The organism is Pseudoalteromonas sp. A25 (assembly GCF_009176705.1).
Classification (GTDB): domain Bacteria; phylum Pseudomonadota; class Gammaproteobacteria; order Enterobacterales; family Alteromonadaceae; genus Pseudoalteromonas.
In genome coordinates, this window is the sequence record NZ_AP021846.1 from 533721 (window position 1) to 555091 (window position 21371).

22 protein-coding genes are annotated in these 21371 nt (G+C 42.5%); 14 read left to right on the top strand and 8 right to left on the bottom strand.

What is annotated here, in order from left to right; genetic code table 11:
* Positions 1-5: 5 nt before the first annotated feature.
* The 6 genes from GDK41_RS02500 to parC are packed head-to-tail and all read left to right on the top strand — an operon-like array spanning position 6 to position 7120.
* A complete protein-coding gene (locus GDK41_RS02500) occupies positions 6-461 on the top strand; it encodes a DUF1249 domain-containing protein (protein ID WP_152084933.1) in 456 nt (151 codons plus the stop codon).
* Complete coding sequence (locus GDK41_RS02505) at positions 448-1221, top strand: metallophosphoesterase (RefSeq protein ID WP_152084934.1); 774 nt, start codon at positions 448-450, stop codon at positions 1219-1221. The genes GDK41_RS02500 and GDK41_RS02505 overlap by 14 nt, the downstream gene beginning before the upstream one ends.
* Entirely contained in the window at positions 1206-1772 is a 567-nt protein-coding gene (locus GDK41_RS02510) for a YqiA/YcfP family alpha/beta fold hydrolase (RefSeq protein ID WP_152084935.1), read from the top strand. Before GDK41_RS02505 ends, GDK41_RS02510 begins: the two co-directional genes overlap by 16 nt.
* Before the next feature lie 32 nt (positions 1773-1804).
* Positions 1805-3700: a DNA topoisomerase IV subunit B gene (gene parE / locus GDK41_RS02515; RefSeq protein ID WP_152084936.1), complete on the top strand. Its 1896-nt coding sequence runs from the start codon at positions 1805-1807 to the stop codon at positions 3698-3700.
* A gap of 4 nt (positions 3701-3704) precedes the next feature.
* Positions 3705-4808 (top strand): PQQ-dependent sugar dehydrogenase, encoded by a 1104-nt coding sequence (locus GDK41_RS02520; protein ID WP_152084937.1) that lies wholly within the window; start codon positions 3705-3707, stop codon positions 4806-4808.
* A gap of 8 nt (positions 4809-4816) precedes the next feature.
* A complete protein-coding gene (gene parC / locus GDK41_RS02525) occupies positions 4817-7120 on the top strand; it encodes a DNA topoisomerase IV subunit A (protein WP_152084938.1) in 2304 nt (767 codons plus the stop codon).
* A 97-nt stretch (positions 7121-7217) separates the two neighbouring features.
* Here the strand turns inward: parC and GDK41_RS02530 are convergent, their stop codons facing one another.
* From GDK41_RS02530 to GDK41_RS02555, 5 genes are all read right to left on the bottom strand, one after another.
* Positions 7218-7478, bottom strand: coding sequence for a helix-turn-helix transcriptional regulator (locus GDK41_RS02530; protein ID WP_152084939.1), 261 nt, complete (start codon positions 7476-7478; stop codon positions 7218-7220).
* Between the two features lie 425 nt (positions 7479-7903).
* The gene (locus GDK41_RS02535) at positions 7904-8719 is read right to left on the bottom strand and encodes a helix-turn-helix domain-containing protein (RefSeq protein WP_232056509.1); all 816 of its coding nucleotides are present in this window, start codon (positions 8717-8719) and stop codon (positions 7904-7906) included.
* Positions 8720-8793: 74 nt separating this feature from the next.
* Positions 8794-9384 (bottom strand): hypothetical protein, encoded by a 591-nt coding sequence (locus tag GDK41_RS02545; RefSeq protein WP_152084940.1) that lies wholly within the window; start codon positions 9382-9384, stop codon positions 8794-8796.
* Between the two features lie 3 nt (positions 9385-9387).
* Positions 9388-9687 carry a hypothetical protein gene (locus tag GDK41_RS02550; RefSeq protein WP_152084941.1) on the bottom strand — a complete coding sequence of 100 codons (300 nt, stop codon included), beginning with the start codon at positions 9685-9687 and terminating at the stop codon, positions 9388-9390.
* Positions 9684-9941: a helix-turn-helix domain-containing protein gene (locus tag GDK41_RS02555; protein ID WP_152084942.1), complete on the bottom strand. Its 258-nt coding sequence runs from the start codon at positions 9939-9941 to the stop codon at positions 9684-9686. The genes GDK41_RS02550 and GDK41_RS02555 overlap by 4 nt, the downstream gene beginning before the upstream one ends.
* A 458-nt stretch (positions 9942-10399) precedes the next feature.
* On the opposite strand from GDK41_RS02555, the gene GDK41_RS02560 reads away from it, so the two are divergent.
* Positions 10400-10978, top strand: coding sequence for a hypothetical protein (locus GDK41_RS02560; protein ID WP_152084943.1), 579 nt, complete (start codon positions 10400-10402; stop codon positions 10976-10978).
* A 66-nt stretch (positions 10979-11044) separates the two neighbouring features.
* Here GDK41_RS02560 and dcm read toward each other — a convergent pair whose 3' ends face one another.
* Positions 11045-12088, bottom strand: coding sequence for a DNA (cytosine-5-)-methyltransferase (dcm, locus tag GDK41_RS02565; protein WP_152084944.1), 1044 nt, complete (start codon positions 12086-12088; stop codon positions 11045-11047).
* Positions 12089-12384: 296 nt separating this feature from the next.
* Positions 12385-13245, bottom strand: a complete 861-nt coding sequence (locus GDK41_RS02570; protein WP_152084945.1) for a YicC/YloC family endoribonuclease — start codon at positions 13243-13245, stop codon at positions 12385-12387.
* 183 nt (positions 13246-13428) lie between these two features.
* Between GDK41_RS02570 and rph the strand changes: the two genes are divergently transcribed.
* The 7 genes from rph to trmB all read left to right on the top strand — a co-directional run bounded on the left by rph (position 13429) and on the right by trmB (position 19423).
* Positions 13429-14142, top strand: a complete 714-nt coding sequence (gene rph, locus GDK41_RS02575) for a ribonuclease PH (protein WP_152084946.1) — start codon at positions 13429-13431, stop codon at positions 14140-14142.
* Positions 14143-14173: 31 nt separating this feature from the next.
* Complete coding sequence (gene pyrE / locus GDK41_RS02580) at positions 14174-14818, top strand: orotate phosphoribosyltransferase (protein ID WP_152084947.1); 645 nt, start codon at positions 14174-14176, stop codon at positions 14816-14818.
* Positions 14819-15040: 222 nt separating this feature from the next.
* Complete coding sequence (gene mpl / locus GDK41_RS02585; protein ID WP_152084948.1) at positions 15041-16411, top strand: UDP-N-acetylmuramate:L-alanyl-gamma-D-glutamyl-meso-diaminopimelate ligase; 1371 nt, start codon at positions 15041-15043, stop codon at positions 16409-16411.
* Positions 16412-16439: 28 nt separating this feature from the next.
* On the top strand, positions 16440-17063 hold the full coding sequence (locus GDK41_RS02590; protein ID WP_152084949.1) for a flavin prenyltransferase UbiX: 624 nt from the start codon (positions 16440-16442) through the stop codon (positions 17061-17063).
* Position 17064: 1 nt separating this feature from the next.
* On the top strand, positions 17065-17985 hold the full coding sequence (locus GDK41_RS02595) for an ABC transporter ATP-binding protein (protein WP_152084950.1): 921 nt from the start codon (positions 17065-17067) through the stop codon (positions 17983-17985).
* A complete protein-coding gene (locus GDK41_RS02600) occupies positions 17982-18755 on the top strand; it encodes an ABC transporter permease (protein ID WP_152084951.1) in 774 nt (257 codons plus the stop codon). Before GDK41_RS02595 ends, GDK41_RS02600 begins: the two co-directional genes overlap by 4 nt.
* Positions 18755-19423 (top strand): tRNA (guanine(46)-N(7))-methyltransferase TrmB, encoded by a 669-nt coding sequence (gene trmB, locus GDK41_RS02605; protein ID WP_152084952.1) that lies wholly within the window; start codon positions 18755-18757, stop codon positions 19421-19423. Before GDK41_RS02600 ends, trmB begins: the two co-directional genes overlap by 1 nt.
* On the opposite strand, the gene GDK41_RS02610 is transcribed toward trmB, so the two are convergent.
* Positions 19391-21247 (bottom strand): GGDEF domain-containing protein, encoded by a 1857-nt coding sequence (locus tag GDK41_RS02610; protein WP_232056510.1) that lies wholly within the window; start codon positions 21245-21247, stop codon positions 19391-19393. The genes trmB and GDK41_RS02610 overlap by 33 nt on opposite strands.
* Positions 21248-21371 lie beyond the last annotated feature (124 nt).

Below are 21371 nucleotides of genomic sequence, written 5' to 3' on the forward strand. Positions count from 1 at the left end.
TAACTTTGAGTGATATGGCCCTAGCACGTGATTATGTTCAGTCCTTACCAAAGTATATTACTTTGTGTGAGCGTAACTACTTGCGCGCACTTAAATTGTTGCCCCCTGAAGAGCTAGGTGCACAAAGAGCCATCGAGCTTGCGAATATACATTATGTGATTGAAGTGCAGGGCTGTGCTAAATACACCACCGACATCGCCATTAAGCAAACCTCTAACGCTAGTGTTTTTTTCCCAAGTTTACACCTAGAGGTGCGTTTGTATCACGATGCGAGGGTTGCTGAGGTCGTGCATCATGATTATCACCAGCGTATTAAGCCCTCGTATCGATATCCAAACCCTAAAATGCATCAAAAAGACGAAAAATATCAAGTGAATGCTTTTTTAGCCGATTGGCTAATGGCTTGCCTTGAAAGTGGTAAGGTGCCGCTTAATTGGGATGTTAACAATGGCTTGGTTTGAGCAAAAATATGCGTTTGCACACTCAACAATTAGGCTTGCCCACATTACCGATAGTCACTTATTTGCTGATCCACAAGGCGTGTATTTTGAAGTAAATACGGCGCAGTATTTACGTCGGGTGTTGGCACAGTTGGCTACACAGTCGCTAGATGCGGTGATATTTGGTGGTGATTTAACGCAAGACCATACGCTCGCATCTTATACCTTATTTGCGCAATTAGTTGCAGAGTCGAGTTTACCCTGTCCAGTATTTTGGTTACCTGGTAACCACGATGAAGTTGAGCTGCTAAACCACATCAGTCATGGACAAATACATGGCGCAAAGCATCTTTATAATGAACAAATGGATATTCTGTTACTCAATTCAAAAGGGGTCACCCCTGCAGGATGGTGCGATGAGCATCATTTAGCTGAAATTGAGCAAGTCTTAAATAGCACAGCCAGTAAAACCTTGGTTTTTTGCCATCATCATCCAGTGCCTATTCAAGGTTATTTAGATAAGCACATGTTAGAAAATGGCCCGCAATTACTGAATACATTAGTAGATAGTAAGCAGGTACTGGCACTCGTACATGGCCATGTACACAATGAGTATCACCAACGCTTCAGAGAGCTTGATATTTTTGCCACACCAGCAACGTCTATCCAATTTACTAAAGGCACTGCGCATTGGCAGCAGCAAGACTTGGGACCAGCGTGGCGGCTTATTCAAATTGAAGGCGACACATTGGCAACAGAGGTGGTATGGTTAAACGGGTAATTTATATTCATGGTTTTAATAGTTCTGAGTTATCAGCTAAGGCGCAACAATTTGGCGCTTGGCTAGCACACCAGCCTTTGTCATGTGAATATATAACGCCTCGGCTACACTTTGACCCGCGCATTGCAATTTTGCAGTTGGAGTCGGTTATCAATGAGCAAACAGTATTGCTTGGCAGCTCTTTAGGGGGCTTTTACGCTACCTATTTATCGCAACGGCATAACTTACCTGCAGTGGTGATCAATCCAGCGGTACGCCCTTTTGAATTATTGGCGGATTATTTGGGAGCGCAGTATAATCCGTACCAGCAGATACATTATCATTTAAAGCACGAGCATGTGCTGGCGCTTAAACAGTTGTATGTAGCGCACTTAACAAAACCAGAATTATTGATGTTGTTGCAGCAAATGGGCGATGAAGTCTTACCTTATCAACAAGCGCTGCAATATTATCAAGCGTGCCAGCAACGTATAGACTTTGCTGGCGATCATAGTTTTATGGACTTTCAACGTTACTTTGACACGGTTGTCAATTTTCTTAAAATCACGTAAAACAAAACGAATTAAATAAAAAGAATCTACCTATGAGCGAGCAAAACTATAACGCCGAAGCCATTGAGGTTTTAAATGGTTTAGAGCCGGTAAAACGTCGTCCTGGCATGTACACTGACACCACGCGACCCAACCATTTGGGGCAAGAGGTTATTGATAACAGTGTGGATGAAGCGCTCGCCGGTCATGCAACTAAAATTGATGTGATTTTGCATGAAGATAACTCGTTGGAAGTTATTGATGATGGTCGCGGTATGCCTGTGGATATCCATCCTGAAGAGGGCTTACCTGGGGTTGAACTCATTTTGACCAAGCTTCATGCTGGGGGCAAGTTCTCCAATAAAAACTATCAGTTTTCTGGTGGTCTGCATGGGGTGGGGATCTCAGTAGTAAATGCTTTATCAAGTCGTGTCGAGATCACGGTGAAGCGTGACGGCCAAGTGTATGAAATGGCATTTGAGCACGGTGATAAAGTACAAGACCTTGACGTGACAGGCACTGTTGGCAAGCGCAACACCGGTACATCGGTGCATTTTTGGCCAGATGCCAGCTATTTTGACTCTGCCAACTTTTCTCTTGCAAAGCTCAATCATGTATTAAAAGCCAAAGCGGTATTATGCCCAGGCCTTAGAATTCGTTTTATCAACAAGCAAACCAAAGAAACACAAGAATGGCACTATGAAGCTGGGCTTGAAGATTATCTAAAAGACAGTGCACAAGGCTATGAGGTTTTACCAAAAGCGCCCTTTACGGGCAGCTTTAGTGGTTCAACAGAAGGGGTAGACTGGGCACTGCATTGGTTACCTGAGGGCGGTGAGTCAATCACCGAAAGCTATGTAAACCTTATCCCGACCGCACAAGGCGGTACGCATGTGAATGGTTTAAGACAAGGCTTGCTAGAAGCAATGCGAGAGTTTTGTGAGTTTCGCAACTTATTACCCCGAGGCGTAAAACTTACCCCAGAGGATATTTGGGATAAGTGCAGTTACGTATTGTCGGTTAAAATGCAAGACCCACAATTTGCTGGCCAAACCAAAGAAAAATTATCATCGCGCTCTTGCGCTACGTTTGTGTCTGGCATTGTAAAAGATGCATTTAGTTTATGGTTAAATGAACATACAGACACCGCAGAATTATTAGCAGAGCTGTGTATCAGCAATGCACAAAAGCGACTGCGTGCGGCTAAAAAAGTGGTGCGTAAAAAAGTAACCTCTGGCCCTGCATTACCGGGCAAGCTGACCGACTGTTCGGGTAGCGAAACAGAACGCTCAGAATTGTTTTTGGTAGAGGGTGATTCTGCAGGTGGTTCAGCGAAGCAGGCAAGAGATCGTGAGTTTCAAGCCATCATGCCGCTTAGGGGGAAAATCTTAAATACTTGGGAAGTGGAGTCGGGGCAAATTTTAGCCTCACAAGAAGTGCACGATATTTCTGTTGCGCTGGGTATTGACCCTGACTCAGAAGATTTATCTGGCCTGCGCTATGGCAAAATTTGTATTCTTGCCGATGCGGATTCGGATGGACTACACATTGCAACCTTATTGTGTGCGCTGTTTGTTCGTCATTTTCCAACTCTGGTAAAACAGGGGCATGTCTTTGTAGCCATGCCGCCATTATTTAGGATCGACGTAGGTAAAGAAGTGTATTACGCACTCGACGAAGACGAGAAAAAAGGCGTACTAGATAGAATTGAAGCTGAAAAGAAACGCGGTAAAGTGAATGTACAGCGCTTTAAAGGATTGGGTGAAATGAACCCATTGCAGCTTCGTGAAACCACCATGGACCCAAATACGCGTCGCTTAGTACAACTGACTTTAGATGAACAAGAACACACCATGGAAATGATGGATATGCTGCTTGCTAAAAAACGCTCTAGCGATCGAAAAGAATGGCTTGAAAACCACGGTGATAAAGCACAAGTAGAGGTGTAAGCGTATGCTTCGACACATACTGATCACCGCCAGTTTGATTGGCTCTACATTCAGTTATGGAGCTGATGAGCTATTAAGCCGATTAACCTTACCCAAGGGGTATGAAGTTAGTTACTTTGCTAAAAATGTAGATAATGCAAGGCAGTTGGCGGTCTCTAAATCGGGCGTGGTGTATGCCGGCTCACGCAAGGCTGGCAATCTTTACGCGTTGATTGATAATAACCAAGATGGTGTGGCAGATAGAAAAATCGTGCTCGCTCAAGGGCTGAATATGCCCTCGGGTATTGCGCTTCATAATGGCGACTTATATGTTGCTGAAGTCAATCGTATTATTCGCTTTAAAAACATTGATAAACAACTGCCAAAACCCAGTTTTGAAGTGGTGTTTGATAAGCTGCCCACAGAGCGCCACCACGGCTGGAAGTTTATTCGCTTTACTGATGACGGCGAATTACTAATACCAGTTGGTGTGCCGTGTAATGTGTGTGCTGAAGATGAGCGTTTTGGGCGTATTTTTTCACTCAATTTACAAACTAAAAAACTCACAACGATAGCCCAAGGCGTGCGTAATTCTGTGGGGTTTGATATCAACCCGCAAAGTGGCGCGTTGTGGTTCTCTGATAATGGCCGAGACATGATGGGCGATGATATCCCGCCTGATGAAATAAACCGCGTTAGCTTTGAAGGGGAGCACTTTGGTTTTCCGTATGTACATGGTGGCAGCGTGTTAGACCCTGAGTTTGGCAAAGGTAAAACGCTTGTTGATATGCAAAAGTACACCGCGCCTAAACTGGCTTTGCAAGCCCATGTAGCGCCATTGGGTATTCATTTTTATCGTGGCAAGCAGTTTGCAAAAGATATGCATAATAAACTGCTGGTGGCAGAGCATGGCTCTTGGAATCGTAGCAAAAAAGTGGGCTACAGAGTGATGATGGCCACCATCAAAGAAGGCGAGATAACCGCCTATGAGCCTTTTATTAGTGGCTTTTTAGATAAAGAACAAACCTTGGGTCGTCCGGTTGCATTGGCCGAGCTTGCTGATGGCAGCTTGTTAGTGTCGGACGATTTTGCCAATGCGATATATCGCGTTCGCTATAACAATAAATAGGGTGTTACATGACTGATCCTCAAACCTTGTCTTTACAGGGGATTGAACAACAAACGATGGGGCGCTTTACCGAAGACGCCTACTTAAACTACTCCATGTATGTGATCATGGACCGAGCATTGCCACACATTGGTGATGGCCTAAAGCCGGTACAGCGTCGTATCGTGTATGCCATGAGCGAGTTGGGCTTATCTGCCGCCGCAAAATATAAAAAATCAGCCCGTACCGTGGGTGACGTACTCGGTAAGTATCACCCTCACGGTGACAGCGCCTGTTACGAAGCCATGGTATTAATGGCGCAGCCGTTTTCATATCGTTACCCTTTGGTTGACGGCCAAGGTAACTGGGGTGCCGCTGACGACCCTAAATCATTTGCTGCGATGCGTTACACCGAAGCGCGCTTGTCGAAATTCTCTGAAGTATTACTCAAAGAGCTGGGCCAAGGCACTGTAGATTGGACACCAAACTTTGATGGCACCATGGATGAACCTAAGGTGCTGCCCTCACGTTTGCCACATATTTTACTCAATGGCGTAACGGGTATTGCGGTAGGTATGGCCACCGACATACCGCCCCACAATGTGAAAGAGTTGGCAACTGCGTGTTGCATGTTGCTTGACCAACCAAAAACCTCTCTTGAAGAATTACTTGAAGTGGTACAAGCACCTGATTATCCAACCGATGCAGAGATAATTACTGCTAAATCTGATATTCAAAAGATTTACACCACAGGCCGTGGTTCTATCAAAATGCGTGCGGTGTACACAGAAGAGCAGGGCGATATTGTGATCACCGCTTTACCGCATCAATGCTCGGGTGCCAAAGTGCTTGAGCAAATAGCTGCGCAAATGACTGCGAAAAAGCTGCCGATGGTGGCAGATTTACGCGATGAGTCGGATCACGAAAACCCAACGCGCATTGTGATTGTGCCGCGTTCAAACCGAGTGAAGCTTGAGCCATTGATGGCGCACTTATTTGCCACAACCGACTTAGAAAAAAGCTATCGCGTTAACCTTAATATGATTGGCTTAGATGGTCGCCCTAAGGTTAAAGACCTACTGCAGATTTTATCTGAATGGCTAGTGTTCCGCCGCGAAACGGTGCGCCGTCGTTTGCAATATCGCCTCGATAAAGTATTGGCGAGATTGCATATTTTAGAAGGTTTAATGACCGCGTTTTTAAATATCGACGAAGTCATTGAGATCATTCGCACCGAAGATAAGCCAAAAGAAGAGCTGATCGCACGCTTTGAGTTATCTGATAAGCAAGCCGAAGCCATTCTTGATTTAAAATTACGTCACTTAGCCAAGTTAGAAGAAGTGAAAATTCGTGGTGAGCAAGACGAGCTAAGTATTGAGCGCGATAAATTAGAACTTACGCTCGGCTCAGAGCGTCGTATGTCGACGCTGATGAAAAAAGAAATTCAAGAGGCGGCAGAGCTTTATGGTGATGAACGCCGCTCACCGGTGATTGAACGCTCAGAAGCCAAAGCGTTAAGCGAAAAAGATTTGATCCCTTCAGAGTCAGTAACGGTTGTGCTATCTGATAAAGGCTGGGCACGTGTTGCCAAGGGCCATGATATTGATGCAGAGGGCTTAAGCTATCGCTCAGGCGATAGCTACAAGGCCTCAGCAAAAGGGCGAAGTAATCAGCCCGCGGTATTTTTAGACAGCTCAGGGCGTGCGTTTGCCACCGAAGCCCATAGTTTACCGTCTGCCCGAAGCCAAGGTGAGCCTATGACTGGGCGCTTTAACATGAGTACCGGTAGTAACTTTGAGCATGTGGTGATGGGCGATGAGAAAACCCTTTACCTGATGGCGACCGATGGTGGTTATGGCTTTATCACTGAGTTTAACGACCTAGTGAGTAAAAACAAAAACGGTAAGGCGCTTGTGAGTGTACCTAAAGGGGCACAGCTGATGGCACCTATCACTGTGAACGATGTTGCCACCGATATGTGTATGGCCATCTCTAACGAAGGCCGTATGCTGTTGTTTCCACTGCGCGACCTGCCAAAACTTGGCAAAGGTAAGGGTAACAAGATTATCTCTATTCCAAGTGCCAAGGTACAAGCGCGTGAGGAGTTTGTAAAAGTACTGGCTTGTGTACCTGAGGGCAGCTCAGTGACCCTGCATGCTGGCAAGCGCAAACTGACGCTTAAGCCAAGTGATTTAGAGCACTACTATGGCGAGCGTGGCCGCAGAGGTAATAAACTACCACGTGGCTTACAACGTGTAGATGAGTATGAAATTGAGCGTAAAAATGTAGCACCTGAAGATGCTGAGGCGCCGCTTGAGCAAAGTGATGACTAACGCTTGAAGCGGCTTTTAATCATAAAAACGGCGCTTTTAAGCGCCGTTTTGTTTGCGGAACGTATTGGAATAAAACTAAAGAGATTAAAGAGTAAATTTAGTTTGGTTGAGCCGATATTGAGAGCCTTGGTACAGCTAAGTCTTTTCCAAAGATAAGCGCAATTTCATAGGCTTGAATGATGTTCATCACTGTTTTTCCGCTTTCAAAATTACTGATGGTGGCTTGATCTACGCCCAGAATAGCGCCGAACTGTTTTTGGGTTAATCCCCTTTCTCTGCGCAAGTTACGTATACCCACTTGCAGCTCATTCTTAAACTTATCTACTTGTGCTTTTCTGACTGCTAAATTGTTTTTCATGTTGCTCTCCTTAAGTAGAACCGCATTAATGGCCTGGACTACAAACCAAAGTGATACGGCCTCGCTAAACCGGTTTTAAGTCAGCTCTTTCACTTACACCATCAAAACACCGTGGTCCGTGTATGGTTTTACTTCGACTTTGTTACTTGGTGTTAACATTATTTGTTGTTTGGTGTGGAAAAATCTCCCCATCAGAAAAATAAACGCATAAAAATACGCTTGATGTTTTTAAGCTGGGGGAAATAGTCAGAAAACAGGTTTTTAGATACGGGTTGCAGGCGTTTAGCAAAAGCAAGGCCGTATAGTGGGTAAAACAAGCTGATTAAAACAGCCACCCAGCTTATTCTTACAGGCAAATTAAATAAGGCTCAAAAGTAAGCGGCTTTGGCTATACAGCCCTAGTTTAAAGCTTCTGTGTAAGCATTTTAAAGAGAGTTAACTTCACGTGTATTATCGCCTTTAGAAGAGCAAATCATCATGGTTAACAACGCACCACAGCACAATGCCCACGCGATATAGATCAGCCCTTCAAAGTTATCGTAGATTAGGGTCCAAGACTTTAACTCAAAGTAAGACCACGCGATGTTTTCGAGCAGGCCTAATAGATAAATAAGTGAGGTATACAAGTATAGCCAATGGAAAATACCATCAAAATGGGTCAATTTAATACTATTAGATTTAGAAAGTAACCGAGACAGCTGAACCCTAAAAATCAATATTAGGACAGTTGTGATACTAAATAATAGCTGAACACCATAAATAAGAGTGCCTTGTAGGAGCAGGTTCCCACTGGGTGTTACGTTGTTAATTAGGCCTGTCTCAAATATAATGTAATTAGAAGCTGTCATAACAAAGACAAACCCCGTTATATGAACGATGTTGATATTCTTGGTGAAAGTACCGTATAGGGTGCAAAGACCCAGTAGTAGTAAATACCAAGAAGTAACAATAGTGCTATCCCAGAATTGGCTTAATACAAAAGCAAGTGTGATGAAGTCTAAAAGCTTTGCTTTACCATTGCTTTGCGCAGTCTCACGTATCGCTTTTATCTCACCTAACAGAACACTAAAATCAAGCTTGCAACATTGCAGCCATCTAAATAACTTTTGCGCGGGAATATCACTGACATCCAATTCATAGTTAATAATGGTTTTTCTATCACAGTTGAGTTTGCGCGCCATATCTTGCTGTGTAATACCAGCGTTAATACGCATGGCTCTTAAATCTTCACCCTCTACCACGGCTTATCCTTAGTTATTAGAGCTCCTAAAATTGAGAAAGATTGTACATATTTTGCGCCTAAAATATCGGCTTTTTATTGAGCTAACTGCTCAGTTGGTTTTTTTGAGCAAATCATCATGGTTAACAGCGCGCCGCAACACAATGCCCATGCAATGTAGATTAGCCCTTCAAAATTATCATAAATTAAGGTCCAAGACTTTAATTCGAAGTAAGACCAAGCTATGTTCTCAAGAAGCGCTAACAGGTTAACCGCTGCCATATAGATAAAAATCCAATGAAAAACGCCATCAAAGTGAGTTAACTCAATGTTTTTTGACTTAGATAATGCTCTAGAAGTTTGCACTCTAAAAATGAGAACTATGGCTATTAGAAGGCTTATTAGCAATTGAGTCCCGTATATCAGAGTACCCTGTAACAACTTATTCTCTTCAGGTGTTGCTTCATTAATCAACCCAGTTTCAAAAATTATGTGGCTAATCCCAGTTAAAATGAATATGAATCCTGCGATATGGGCCATATTTATATTCTTCGTGTACACGCCGTATATAGTAGAAAAGCCTAATAAAAATAAATATAAAGGTGTAACAATGCGATCGTCCCATAACTGAATATAAAAAAATGCAATAGAAGCAATAGTAAATAAAATTAAGTTGGAGAGTTTCATTTTCTATCCTTGAGAATCATCTAAAATGGGGATTGGTAATAAAATAATTGCCTGTGTAACCCTAGGTGGTTTATTCGCTGTTCCACCTCCTACTACAAAAGCACAGCAATCTTTGGGTAGTTCACGAGCACTTTTGGTTGAATATGTTTTCCTTTCTGGCTTTGAAGAGCCTGCACTCTCATTAATTGACATACAAATGTTTTTTATAAGCTCACCATTATGGGCGCTTTTTTTTTGCTTATAATTAGGCGGCATGAAAAAATTCATACGTTTAAGAATACTAAGAGGGCTTAACTGTGTCATTGTTCGTCATCCTGTAAGTTTGGTTTTTGTTTGCTGTTAACCTGATCGCGGATCTGTTTTATTTCATTTAATAACGATCCAGAATCTATCTTACAATATACAAGCCACATGAAAAGTTGTTTGGACCGAATATCACTTACGCCTAACTCATAGTTAATGATGGTCTTTCTATCGCATTTGAGTTTCTTAGCCATGGCATCTTGAGAGATACCGGCATTAACTCTCATTGCTCTTAAATCATCACCATTTATCACGTCCTTGTCCTTTTAATCTAATGAGGAGAGTGCGCCACACCTAAAAAACATAATGTTAACAATTGAACAGCTGTATCAATATAAAAATAAAAATGTCAGCGTTGTCAGTAGCTAAAAATTCAGCATCTCAGCCTGACTGAATTACCAAATACAAGATATTTTAAAAGAAACAAAAGATCAACTTTTTGTTTACAATGTGAGGGTTTGAGAAATTGCTTAAAAGTTTCAAGAAGTGAATCTTTTGAAGTCAGCTGATGCGAGTCAAAGTCGTGAGCTTTGAAAGCGATAGATAAAATAAACAAATGCTCGTCGTACATTAGACTCATTTATAGAATAAGCTTTTATTGTGCCACTACATATATAAATATTGTCATGTTTTAGCTTACTAAGGTAAATTAATCATTACTGTTATGAAGTTAGCAGTTTGCTAATAAGATCGCGCATATAAGGAGTATTTAGTGCCCCATAGATTTAATTTAATAAAAGATACATCGAAGTCCGTATCTGTATTTTTAGATGTAGTACCTGATTTTCGTTTAGACAAGGATCTTGATCCATCTGTGTATATGCAAAAACACTGGTCAGCTTTTTACAAAGTACATCCGGAAAGTAGTAACTCTATAAACGGAACATTCTTTGAACTGCTATTTTCTACGGTGTTGATAAATAAAGGAATACTGCCATTTTATTATCAAGCAAAGGCCGCATTTGTTCCAAATGTGGAGTACGATATTTTGATTAATACAGAAGAAGTGGGCCCTATTTGTATTTCACTTAAAACCACTCTAAGAGAAAGGTATAAACAAGCTGATTTAGAAGCGCTCGTCCTCAAAAATGTTCATAGGAGAAGTCTTGCATATTTAGTAACTTCAGATGACATTAAAAATATAAATAAAAAGATTGAGAATGGAGAAATCGTCTCTATAGATAAGGCATATAACATTGATAATATTGACGAGCTCGTTAGCGATTTAAAAAATTACAAAATTGTAGAACCTGAAATGGTACGAACGATCTCAGGGAAGGAAATAACATAGCACAGCACAGATTGCTCTGGACAAAATCATGTACAGAGCCTTTTTACGTTGCTACGAAGTTTATACTTAAGCCATTTTATTGTTTGTCTTTAATCTAGAAGTTAGTTCTTTCATCAACACTAAATCAATTTGTTTAGCTATTTCCCCAACTACCTTGATGCAGACCGAATTACCCATTTGTCTATACATTTGCGTACGTGATACGGGTATCACAAAATCTGGAGGGAAGCCCATAATCGCTTTGCACTCATTAGCTGTTAATAGTCTGATACCTGTTTCACCATCTTTAACAAAAGTCCCTGTAAGTCTTTGTATTTTATGGTATGTAGATACAAGAGTCTTCACGTGCCCTTTGCTATGTTGGTCAACTAAAATAGGCCTACCATCATCTTTTTTGAAAAGATAAGATTTTTGCAAATGTTCTGAAATCGAATACCCAGAAATATTTTTCTCTATGTAGTCTCCTATATTTACAACTTCCATTGGTGGAGTTGGAAATTCGAAAGAGCAAGGAAATGAAAAAGCAACTAAGTAAAACCTATTTCTGTTTTGTGGAACACCAAAATCCTTAGCGTTTAATAGAGTATGGTGGCATTGATAGTTTCGTTTTTCTAGCTCAGAAATTATAGTAGATAGGGTATTTCCGTTATCGTGGTTTACAATCCCTGGTACATTTTCTAGGAATACAACTTTAGGGTGCTTCTCATCGATAACTTTCAATACTTCATCAAACATAGTACCTTGAGTTGGATGAGCAAAACCTTCTCTTTTTCCGATCGAGCTAAACGGTTGGCATGGAAATCCTCCACACAGAATATCATGATCAGGTATGCTGCTTTTTTCAATTTTAGTTATATCGCCAAAAGGAACAACGCCATAGTTTGCATAGTATGTGTGTTGTGCATAAAGGTCTATTTCAGAGGAAAAAACACATCCTCCATCTATTGATTCAAACGCCCTACGGATTCCACCAATACCTGCAAATAGGTCTATAAAAGTGAACTTCTTGTTTTTATTTTTTTCCTGTTCAACTTTATGAGTCATAATCGCGAGATTTTCATGGTCTTTCTTGATATCTTTTGCTGTTAAATCAGAGAAAATTTGTTTCATTGAAAGTCTCACTTGTTACGGTTACTTGATAGTAAATTTATATAAAGGTTAGTCTGTACAGCCGTGAAGCTATTGTGATGGACAACTCGTAATAATAACATTAAGGGGTTGTCTATACCATGAAATGAAGTATAGAATTGCACTGTACATATGTACAGTTTTTGCGGTTCTTTTTTTGACTTTGAATCAGGCGAAGCATTTATCACTTGTGCCTTTACAGTTCAACTCTAACGAAGAGTGGTGAATAATAAAAAAGCCCTTATTTACAGGGCTTTATAGCTGAGTTTATATGGGCTTTATTCTATATTCTGGATCTGCTCTCTCATTTGCTCAATTAACACCTTTAACTCAACCGCTGCGGTGGTGATCTCGGTGTTGATTGATTTAGAGGCGAGGGTGTTCGACTCGCGGTTGAACTCTTGCATCATAAAGTCTAAACGACGGCCGCAGGCGCCGCCTTTTTTCAAGATTTTGTGGGTTTCTTTTACGTGCGACTTTAAGCGGTCTAGCTCTTCGGCTACGTCTTGTTTTTGCGCAAGGTAGATAAGCTCTTGTTCTAGGCGGTTTTCGTCAATTTCTGCTTTTAGTTCTTCAAGCTTGGTGGTGAGCTTTTCACGCTGCCATTTGCTCACTTCTGGCATATGGCCTTCAACAATGGCGACTTGTTCTAAAATTGAATCAAGACGAGTGGTGATCATGGTTTCGAGGTTTTCACCTTCGCTGGCGCGCGCGGCTTTAAAGTCTTCAACGAGTTCGTCAAAGCCAGCAAGTAGCTCACCATTTACGGTATCTAAATCTATTTCTTGTGCTTCCATTACGCCAGGCCAGCGTAAAATATCTACAGGGTTGATATCGCCTTGGCTGTGTTGTTGCACCCACTGGGCACTTTTAATTAATTGCTCTGCCAGTGTTTCGTTAATAGACAGCTCACCCACATGCGCTGGGTTGGCGGTAAACTTTAAATACACTTCAACCTTGCCACGCTGTAAGTGCTTGCGTAGGCGCTCACGTACAACAGGCTCCATGGCACGGAATTGCTCAGGTGCGCGGATAAAGGTTTCTAGGTAACGCTGATTAACCGAGCGAATTTCCCAAACCCCAGTGCCCCAATCACCTTTTACTTCTCGGCGTGCGTAGGCGGTCATACTATGGATCATGTAAAGTTCCTAATCTATTAACAGAATTTGCTGCGCCATTATAGCTTAGAAAGCACACAAGACGACAGAGGAAATAATTACCAAAATAATCAGTCATTACTACAACTATTTATTGGCTTACGCATGGCATCGTATCGGTTGAGCCTTTATAATAGGCAAAACTTTTACTTTAGGGGAACGTGGATGCGTCCAAGCGAAAGAACAGCAAACCAAATTAGACCTGTAACATTTACTCGTAACTACACAATGCACGCCGAAGGCTCGGTATTAGTGGAGTTTGGTAACACCAAAGTACTGTGTACTGCCACTGTTGAAGCGGGCGTACCGCGTTTTATGAAAGGTCAAGGTAAGGGCTGGATCACCGCTGAATATGGCATGTTACCGCGTTCTACCCACACTCGTAACAACCGCGAAGCTGCAAAAGGTAAGCAAGGCGGCCGTACTATGGAAATTCAACGTTTAATAGCGCGCGCACTGCGTGCTGCAGTTGATTTAAAAGCGCTTGGCGAAAACACTGTAACCATCGACTGTGATGTACTACAAGCCGATGGTGGTACACGTACTGCCTCAATTAGTGGTGCTTGTGTGGCGTTGGTTGATGCACTTACGCATATGCGTGCAAAGGGTATGATCAACACCAACCCACTTAAGTTTATGATTGCGGCAATTTCAGTGGGTGTATACAACGGTGAAGCAATCACAGATTTAGAGTACTTAGAAGATTCAGAAGCCGAAACCGACATGAACGTGATCATGACTGAGACGGGTAAGTTGATTGAAGTGCAAGGCACTGCTGAGGGTGAACCGTTCTCGTTTGAAGAGTTAGACGAACTGTTAGAGCTTGCTAAGCACTCAATTCGCGAAATCATCGATTTACAAAAAAAAGCACTTGCATAAGTTTGGTCAGTAAAAGTTTAGTAGGTAAGACATGAAAGCATATCAAAAAGAGTTTATTGAATTTGCCCTTGAAAAGCAGGTGCTTAAGTTTGGTGAGTTTACGTTAAAGTCGGGCCGAACTAGCCCTTACTTTTTCAATGCGGGCTTGTTTAATACTGGCCGTGATTTAGCGCGTTTAGGTCGCTTTTATGCTGCGGCTTTAGAAGATGCCGCTATTGAGTACGATGTTTTGTTTGGCCCAGCTTACAAAGGTATTCCTATTGCAACAACAACCGCGGTTGCACTTGCGGATCACTACAACAAAGACGTGCCTTATTGCTTTAACCGTAAAGAGAAAAAGCAACATGGCGAAGGTGGCTCGTTAGTGGGCTCTGCGCTTGAAGGGCGCATTATGTTGGTTGACGATGTAATAACAGCGGGTACTGCAATTCGTGAGTCAATGGAGATCATTGCCGCAGCGGGTGCTGACTTGTCAGGTGTGTTAATTGCCCTTGACCGTCAAGAAAAGGGTAAAGCTGAGCTTTCTGCGATTCAAGAAGTGGAACGCGACTTTAATACCAAAGTGGTTTCAATCGTAAAACTTGCCGACTTAATTACCTACCTAGAAGAACAAGGTAGCATGGGCGAACACCTAGCAGCGGTAAAAGCGTACCGTGACCAATACGGTGTTGCTTAAGCAGCAAGTTATAAAGTTATAAAAGATGCCAGTCAGCGACTGGCATTTTTTTTAACCAAGGGGTGTGCAAAATTACTCATAACAAGTTCATTGAACACAGTGTATTGTTGCCAATTAAGCATGGCTGTTTTGCAGAGCCAAAATTGGTTAATTGACCTTAAATTTGGCATAGTAGAGCGCTAAGCCTCGGCGGTACTGATTTTTACAAGGCACATTATTTTCATGGTTAGTCAGCAAAAACAACAAAAGCATATTCATATTCTAGGCGTTTGCGGCACCTTTATGGGGGGTATAGCCGCCATTGCACAAGCGCTGGGTTACAAAGTGACGGGCTCAGATCAAAATGTGTATCCGCCAATGAGCACACAGTTAGAGTCATTAGGTATTGAACTTACCTCTGGATATGACCCAAAACAGTTAGAACCTGCGCCAGATATGGTGATCATCGGCAATGCCATGAGTCGTGGTAACTCTTGTGTTGAGTATGTACTTGAAAAGGGCTTGCCTTACACCTCTGGACCTGAGTGGCTGAAGCACAACTTGTTGCAAGATGCTTGGGTGCTGGCAGTGGCGGGTACGCATGGTAAAACAACCACTGCAAGCATGCTTGCGTGGGTATTAGAGTATGCAGGTTTGAGACCGGGCTTTTTAATTGGCGGCATAGTACAAAACTTTGGGGTGTCTGCTCGTGTTAGTGACACGCCTTTTTTTGTTATTGAAGCAGACGAGTACGATACCGCATTTTTTGATAAACGCAGTAAGTTTGTACATTACTTGCCGCGCACGCTGATTATGAACAATTTAGAGTTTGATCATGCGGATATTTTCAAAGACTTGGATGCCATTCAAACGCAGTTTAATCATTTGTTACGTACTTTACCGAGCCAAGGCAAAGCGATTTACCCCGCTGACGACGAAGCATTAGTTGATGTAATAAAACGTGGCTTTTGGAGCCAACAAGAAACCTTAAACGGTGATTGGACGTATAAGTTACTTGAGCGCGATGGCTCACAATTTGAAGTGTATTTATCGGGTAAGCTCGAAGGTGTTGTAAGTTGGGATGCCATAGGTGAGCACAATGTTAAAAATGCCATCATGACCATCGCCGCAGCTCGTCATGTGGGTATTCCTGTGGCAGTGAGTATTGATGCTTTGCGCGAGTTTAAATCGCCCAAACGTAGAATGGAATTACTCGGCGAAGCAAATGGGGTGCATGTGTATGACGATTTTGCCCATCACCCAACCGCCATTAAAACCACCCTTGCGGGCTTAAAAGCCAAAGTAGGTGAAGAGCCTGTGATTGCTATTTTGGAGCCTCGCTCGAATACCATGAAAATGGGCGTGCATCAGCATACGTTGCTGGCATCACTGGCTCAGGCCGACGAAGCCTATTTATTCGAACCACAAGGCCTTGGTTGGTCGTTAAAAGACGAAGCTCATAAAGCGGGCCGACACTGCTTTGATAGCACTGATGAGATCATTGCAAAAGTGTGCGAAAAGGCGCAACCAGGGCAACACATACTCATTATGAGCAACGGCGGTTTTGAAGGATTACACCAAAAATTGTTGAGTGCACTTAAAGCTAACGCATAAAAATTGAACTTAATTCAAAGGCGAACGTGTGAATAATTTTAAACCAGCAATAACTTTGGCATTCAGTGGTGCATCGGGTGCGCCATATGGATTGCGTCTATTAGAAGTATTGGTAGCAATGAACTACCAAGTATTTGTGTTGATCTCAAGCGCCGCAAGGGTGGTGCTTGATACCGAGTCAAACATTAAGCTCTCAGGTAATGAACAAAAAGCTACCCAGCAGCTCAGTGAGCTGTTTAATGCGCAACCTGAGCAAATTCAAGTATTTGGCAAAGATAATTGGTTTAGCCCTGTAGCATCGGGCTCAGCTGCGCCCAAAAAAATGGTGGTATGCCCATGTAGTGCTGGGAGTGTATCAGCCATCGCCACAGGTGCCTCAGATAACCTGCTTGAGCGTGCGGCAGATGTGGTGATAAAAGAGCGCGGGCAACTTATTTTGGTGCCCAGAGAAACTCCGTTTAGCTCTATCCACCTTGAGAATATGCTTAAACTGAGTCAGCTCGGTGTTACCATTATGCCAGCGGCTCCTGGGTTTTATCACCAACCTCAATCAATTAGTGATTTGGTCGACTTTATGGTGGCCAGAATTTTAGATCATTTAAATATCGAACATACCCTAACCAAACGTTGGGGTTATGGAGAACAACACTAACATGACAATTGCATTGAATATTCAAGGCTTAAGAAAAGTCTATAAAAACGGTGTTGAAGCCGTAAAAGGGATTGACCTGCAAGTAGAGCAGGGAGATTTTTTTGCATTACTTGGCCCAAACGGCGCGGGTAAATCAACCACCATTGGCGTTATTGCGTCTTTGGTTAATAAGACTGAAGGTCAGGTCGAAGTATTTGGTCACAGCATTGATACCGCACTAGAAGATGCTAAATCAGAGCTAGGCCTCGTGCCACAAGAGTTTAACTTTGGTCAGTTTGAAACCTTAAATCAGATTTTAGTCAATCAAGCTGGCTACTATGGTGTGCCCAGAGCCTTAGCCCACGAACGCGCTGAAAAATACCTTAAGCAGTTGGGCTTGTTTGATAAAAAAGACAAACAAGCGCGCACCCTATCGGGTGGTATGAAACGCCGGTTGATGATTGCTCGTGCGCTAATGCATGAGCCTAAACTGCTTATTCTTGATGAACCGACGGCTGGGGTCGACATTGAACTGCGCCGTTCAATGTGGGATTTTTTACGCGAAATTAACCAACAAGGTGTAACCATTATTTTAACCACGCACTACCTTGAAGAAGCCGAATTGTTGTGTAAAAACATCGCCATTATCGATAAGGGCATGATTGTCGAAAATACCACCATTAAGGCATTGCTCGCCAAGCTAGACAAAGAAACCTTTGTAATGGACCTTAAATCGCCAATTCAACCCGTTAGTCTTGATGGCTATGCGTTCAAGATGGTTGATGACCATACCATTGAGGTGGAAGTAGCGAAATCGCAAGGTTTAAACGAGGTGTTTACGCAGTTAACGACACAGGGCAATACAGTGCTCAGTATGCGTAATAAAGCCAACCGTTTAGAAGAGCTATTTGTGGGGTTATTAGAGCAGGGGCGTGCATCATGAGTTTAGGTCGTTATAGCGTTGCGCTAAAAAGTATTTGGATCAAAGAGTGTATTCGTTTTTTGCGTATTTGGGTGCAAACCTTAGTACCACCGGCGATCACCATGACGCTGTACTTTGTGATTTTTGGCAGCTTAATTGGCTCTCGCATTGGTGATATGGGCGGTTTTAGCTACATGGAGTTTATTGTACCGGGTCTTATTATGATGTCGGTGATCACCAATTCGTACTCTAATGTAGCATCGAGCTTTTACTCAACCAAGTTTCAAAAGAGTATTGAAGAGCTACTAGTGGCACCTGTACCAAACTACATTATTGTGTTGGGTTACATGGGGGGCGGTATGGCTCGGGGCATATTAGTAGGCTTTATCGTAACCTTAGTCTCTTTGTTTTTTGTTGATATTCAAATTCATAATCTTGGGGTGATCATCGCTACCGTGATTTTAACCTCAGCCGTTTTTGCACTGGGTGGCCTAATTAACGCGGTATTTGCCAATAGCTTTGATGATATCAGTATTATCCCTACGTTTGTGTTGACTCCTTTGACTTACTTAGGTGGCGTGTTTTATTCAATCACCTTATTGCCAGAGTTTTGGCAAGGGGTATCGCAAGTTAACCCGATTATTTACATGGTTAATGCGTTTAGATTTGGCTTTTTAGGCGTGTCAGATGTCAACATTTATGTGGCATTTACGGTATTATTAGCCTTTATTTCTGGGTTATTTATTTTGGCGTTAAGTTTAATACGTCGAGGAGTAGGGTTACGCCACTGATGAGCGACGCAAATTCAAGAAGCATAGTATCAAATCAACCGAGCTTGCACGACAAGCTCGATGAAATTGTCAATAAGCACCTTTCGGCTGAGTTTAAAAAGCCGATTGCACAACATACGCAGCGCGCATTTGATGAAGTTAATGAGCGTGTGCAAGCGTTCGAAGGGCCAATTATTTTAGACTCATGTTGCGGAGTGGGTGAAAGCACCGCTAACTTAGCAAAGCAACATCCAGATGCCTTAGTAATTGGTATTGATAAGTCGTCTCATCGATTAGAAAAACATGATGTCGAATATAAGCAAACCGAGTCAGGACAATATGTGTTAGTGCAAGCTGACCTTAATGACTTTTGGCGCTTAGCGGTGGAGGCAAACTGGCGTCCTACACATCATTATCTGTTTTATCCAAACCCTTGGCCAAAAGCAAAGCATGTTCAACGTCGTTGGCACGGTGCGGCTGTTTTTCCTTATATTGTTAAATTAGGCGGGCGACTTGAAGTGCGCAGTAATTGGGATATATACGTAAAAGAGTTTGCACGAGCATTGCAACTGGCAGGTTATCCTACACCTGTTGAGCCGTATCATAGTGATACGGCTATCACACCATTTGAGCGAAAATATTGGGCCAGTGGTCAATCAAGCACGCGCTTGGTTGCTCAATTGCCTTAGTTTGGCACATAAATGTGGGGCCGCGGATGCAATATAGCGGCCCTCAACTAAATCAACCCCAGCTTTAGAAAGCTTGTTATATTGCTGTTCAGACTCAACGCCGGCCACAAGTAACATAATGTTTTTATCGTGACATAACTTTGATATATGTTTGATAAAGTCAAACACTTGGTTGTCATCGGCAATGTGTGCGGTGTTACTTTCATCAAGTAAAATCATATCAATATTGAGTTTCATCACGCGGCTCACCGTTAATAGCCCACTACTTACAGCGTTGATCAACACCTTAACGCCCTTACTTTTTAGCACGTTTATACATACAGCCATGGCATTGAAATGTGCTAATACGTCTTTTTCATCTAACTCAAAAGTGATTAACTGAGGTTGTGGGTAGCGTCTGAGTTCTTGGTCGAGGAAGTCTAACAATTGAGGATCCGTTGCATCGTGGTAACTGAGCTTTATGCTCCAAGACGTGCCTGATTTTCTAAAGCGCTCTATGCATTGTGTAAAGATATTTCGTGTTAACTGGCTTTGTAAACGAGACTGGCGCACAACTTCGCTAAAGCTTTCTGTTTTTAAAATGGCTCCCTGCTCAGTAACGATTCTAGCGCTGCAGTGATACTGCACAATTTGCTGTGTTTTGGGATCAACTCGAGGTGTGAAATACGTGGCAATACGATTATCGCTAAAAGCGCCTTGCAAAATATTGGCGATGGCCAAGTGGTTTTTCTGTTTTAATCGTGCATCTTGGCTATCAATACTGAACATGCAGATTGGTTGCTGATTCTGTTTAGCTTGGCGACACGCTATTAGAGCATTTTCTAATAGCAAAGACTTATTGCCTGAGGCAATGCCTGCGTGCAACTGGATATATAGGTGCGGTTTGGTGAGTATCGGAGTTGACTTTGGAAAGTCTGCAATCACTTGGCTTAAATGTGCTTCACCTTCTTTAATGTTGCTCATAATGACGAGCTTGGAAGTTGCCAACCTATAAACGCGATGAGGTGAGGTAATGGGTTTAAAATACTCCATTACCTTTTGTATTACGCTATCTCCCACATGAGTGCCGTAAAAGCTAATAATATCCTCTAGTTCATCTACCGAGATGATTGCTAAGCTCAGATGTTGATCTTGCTTTTTGCCTAAGTCTTGTTCGAGCGCGACTCGGTTTGCAAAGCCTGTGCGTGCATCGGTACTCATTGATTTACGATATAGCGCGATATAAAAGGTTGCGACCAATACCGCAATAAAAAAGAAAAAGGTAGCTGTGAGTGTTGCTTTAGCCACGCTTTCTTGTAGCAATGCATCTACTTGGCTTATGGTCATATCGGCACCAGTTATATAAGCGGTGCCATTGCTTGATATGTAGGGCACAAAAATAGTCTTAAAGTGACCCCATTTATCTTTTGAGACTTCAAAAACCGGCTCTGTAGATTGAAACGCAGCTTTGTTGATCACAGTTGCTTCTTTGTACTGGTCAAAAAACTGAGTCAACTTATTGTTTTTAATGTCTGAAGTTGTAAAGCTGGATGCAGTAAAATGAACATGCGGAGGACGATAAACCATGGTGTAGACGTATTCTACCCCTATCGCTTTTGCCAACGCGGTAAGTTGTGCGCTTTTATGTTGATATTCTTCAGTGCTAATGGCGTTTAAGCGGTCATGATAATCATCGCCTACGAGCAGCTGAGTGCTTTTTGCGGCGCGTAAAAGTTGCTCATCAATATCTGTCATAATGGCGGTGCGAGTCGACTGATATGTATAGGCTACATATCCCGCTAAGCTGGAGACAAACAGTGAAAATCCTATGAGTGACCAAGTCATTGCCGAAGTCCTTCGGTACATAACCATCCTTTTAATCAATCTGTTCCTAAATGTTAAACTTTGCGCAGAGTGATTGCAAAGCATTCAAATTGAATTTGCGTATCTAGTCTAGTTAGCTTTTTAT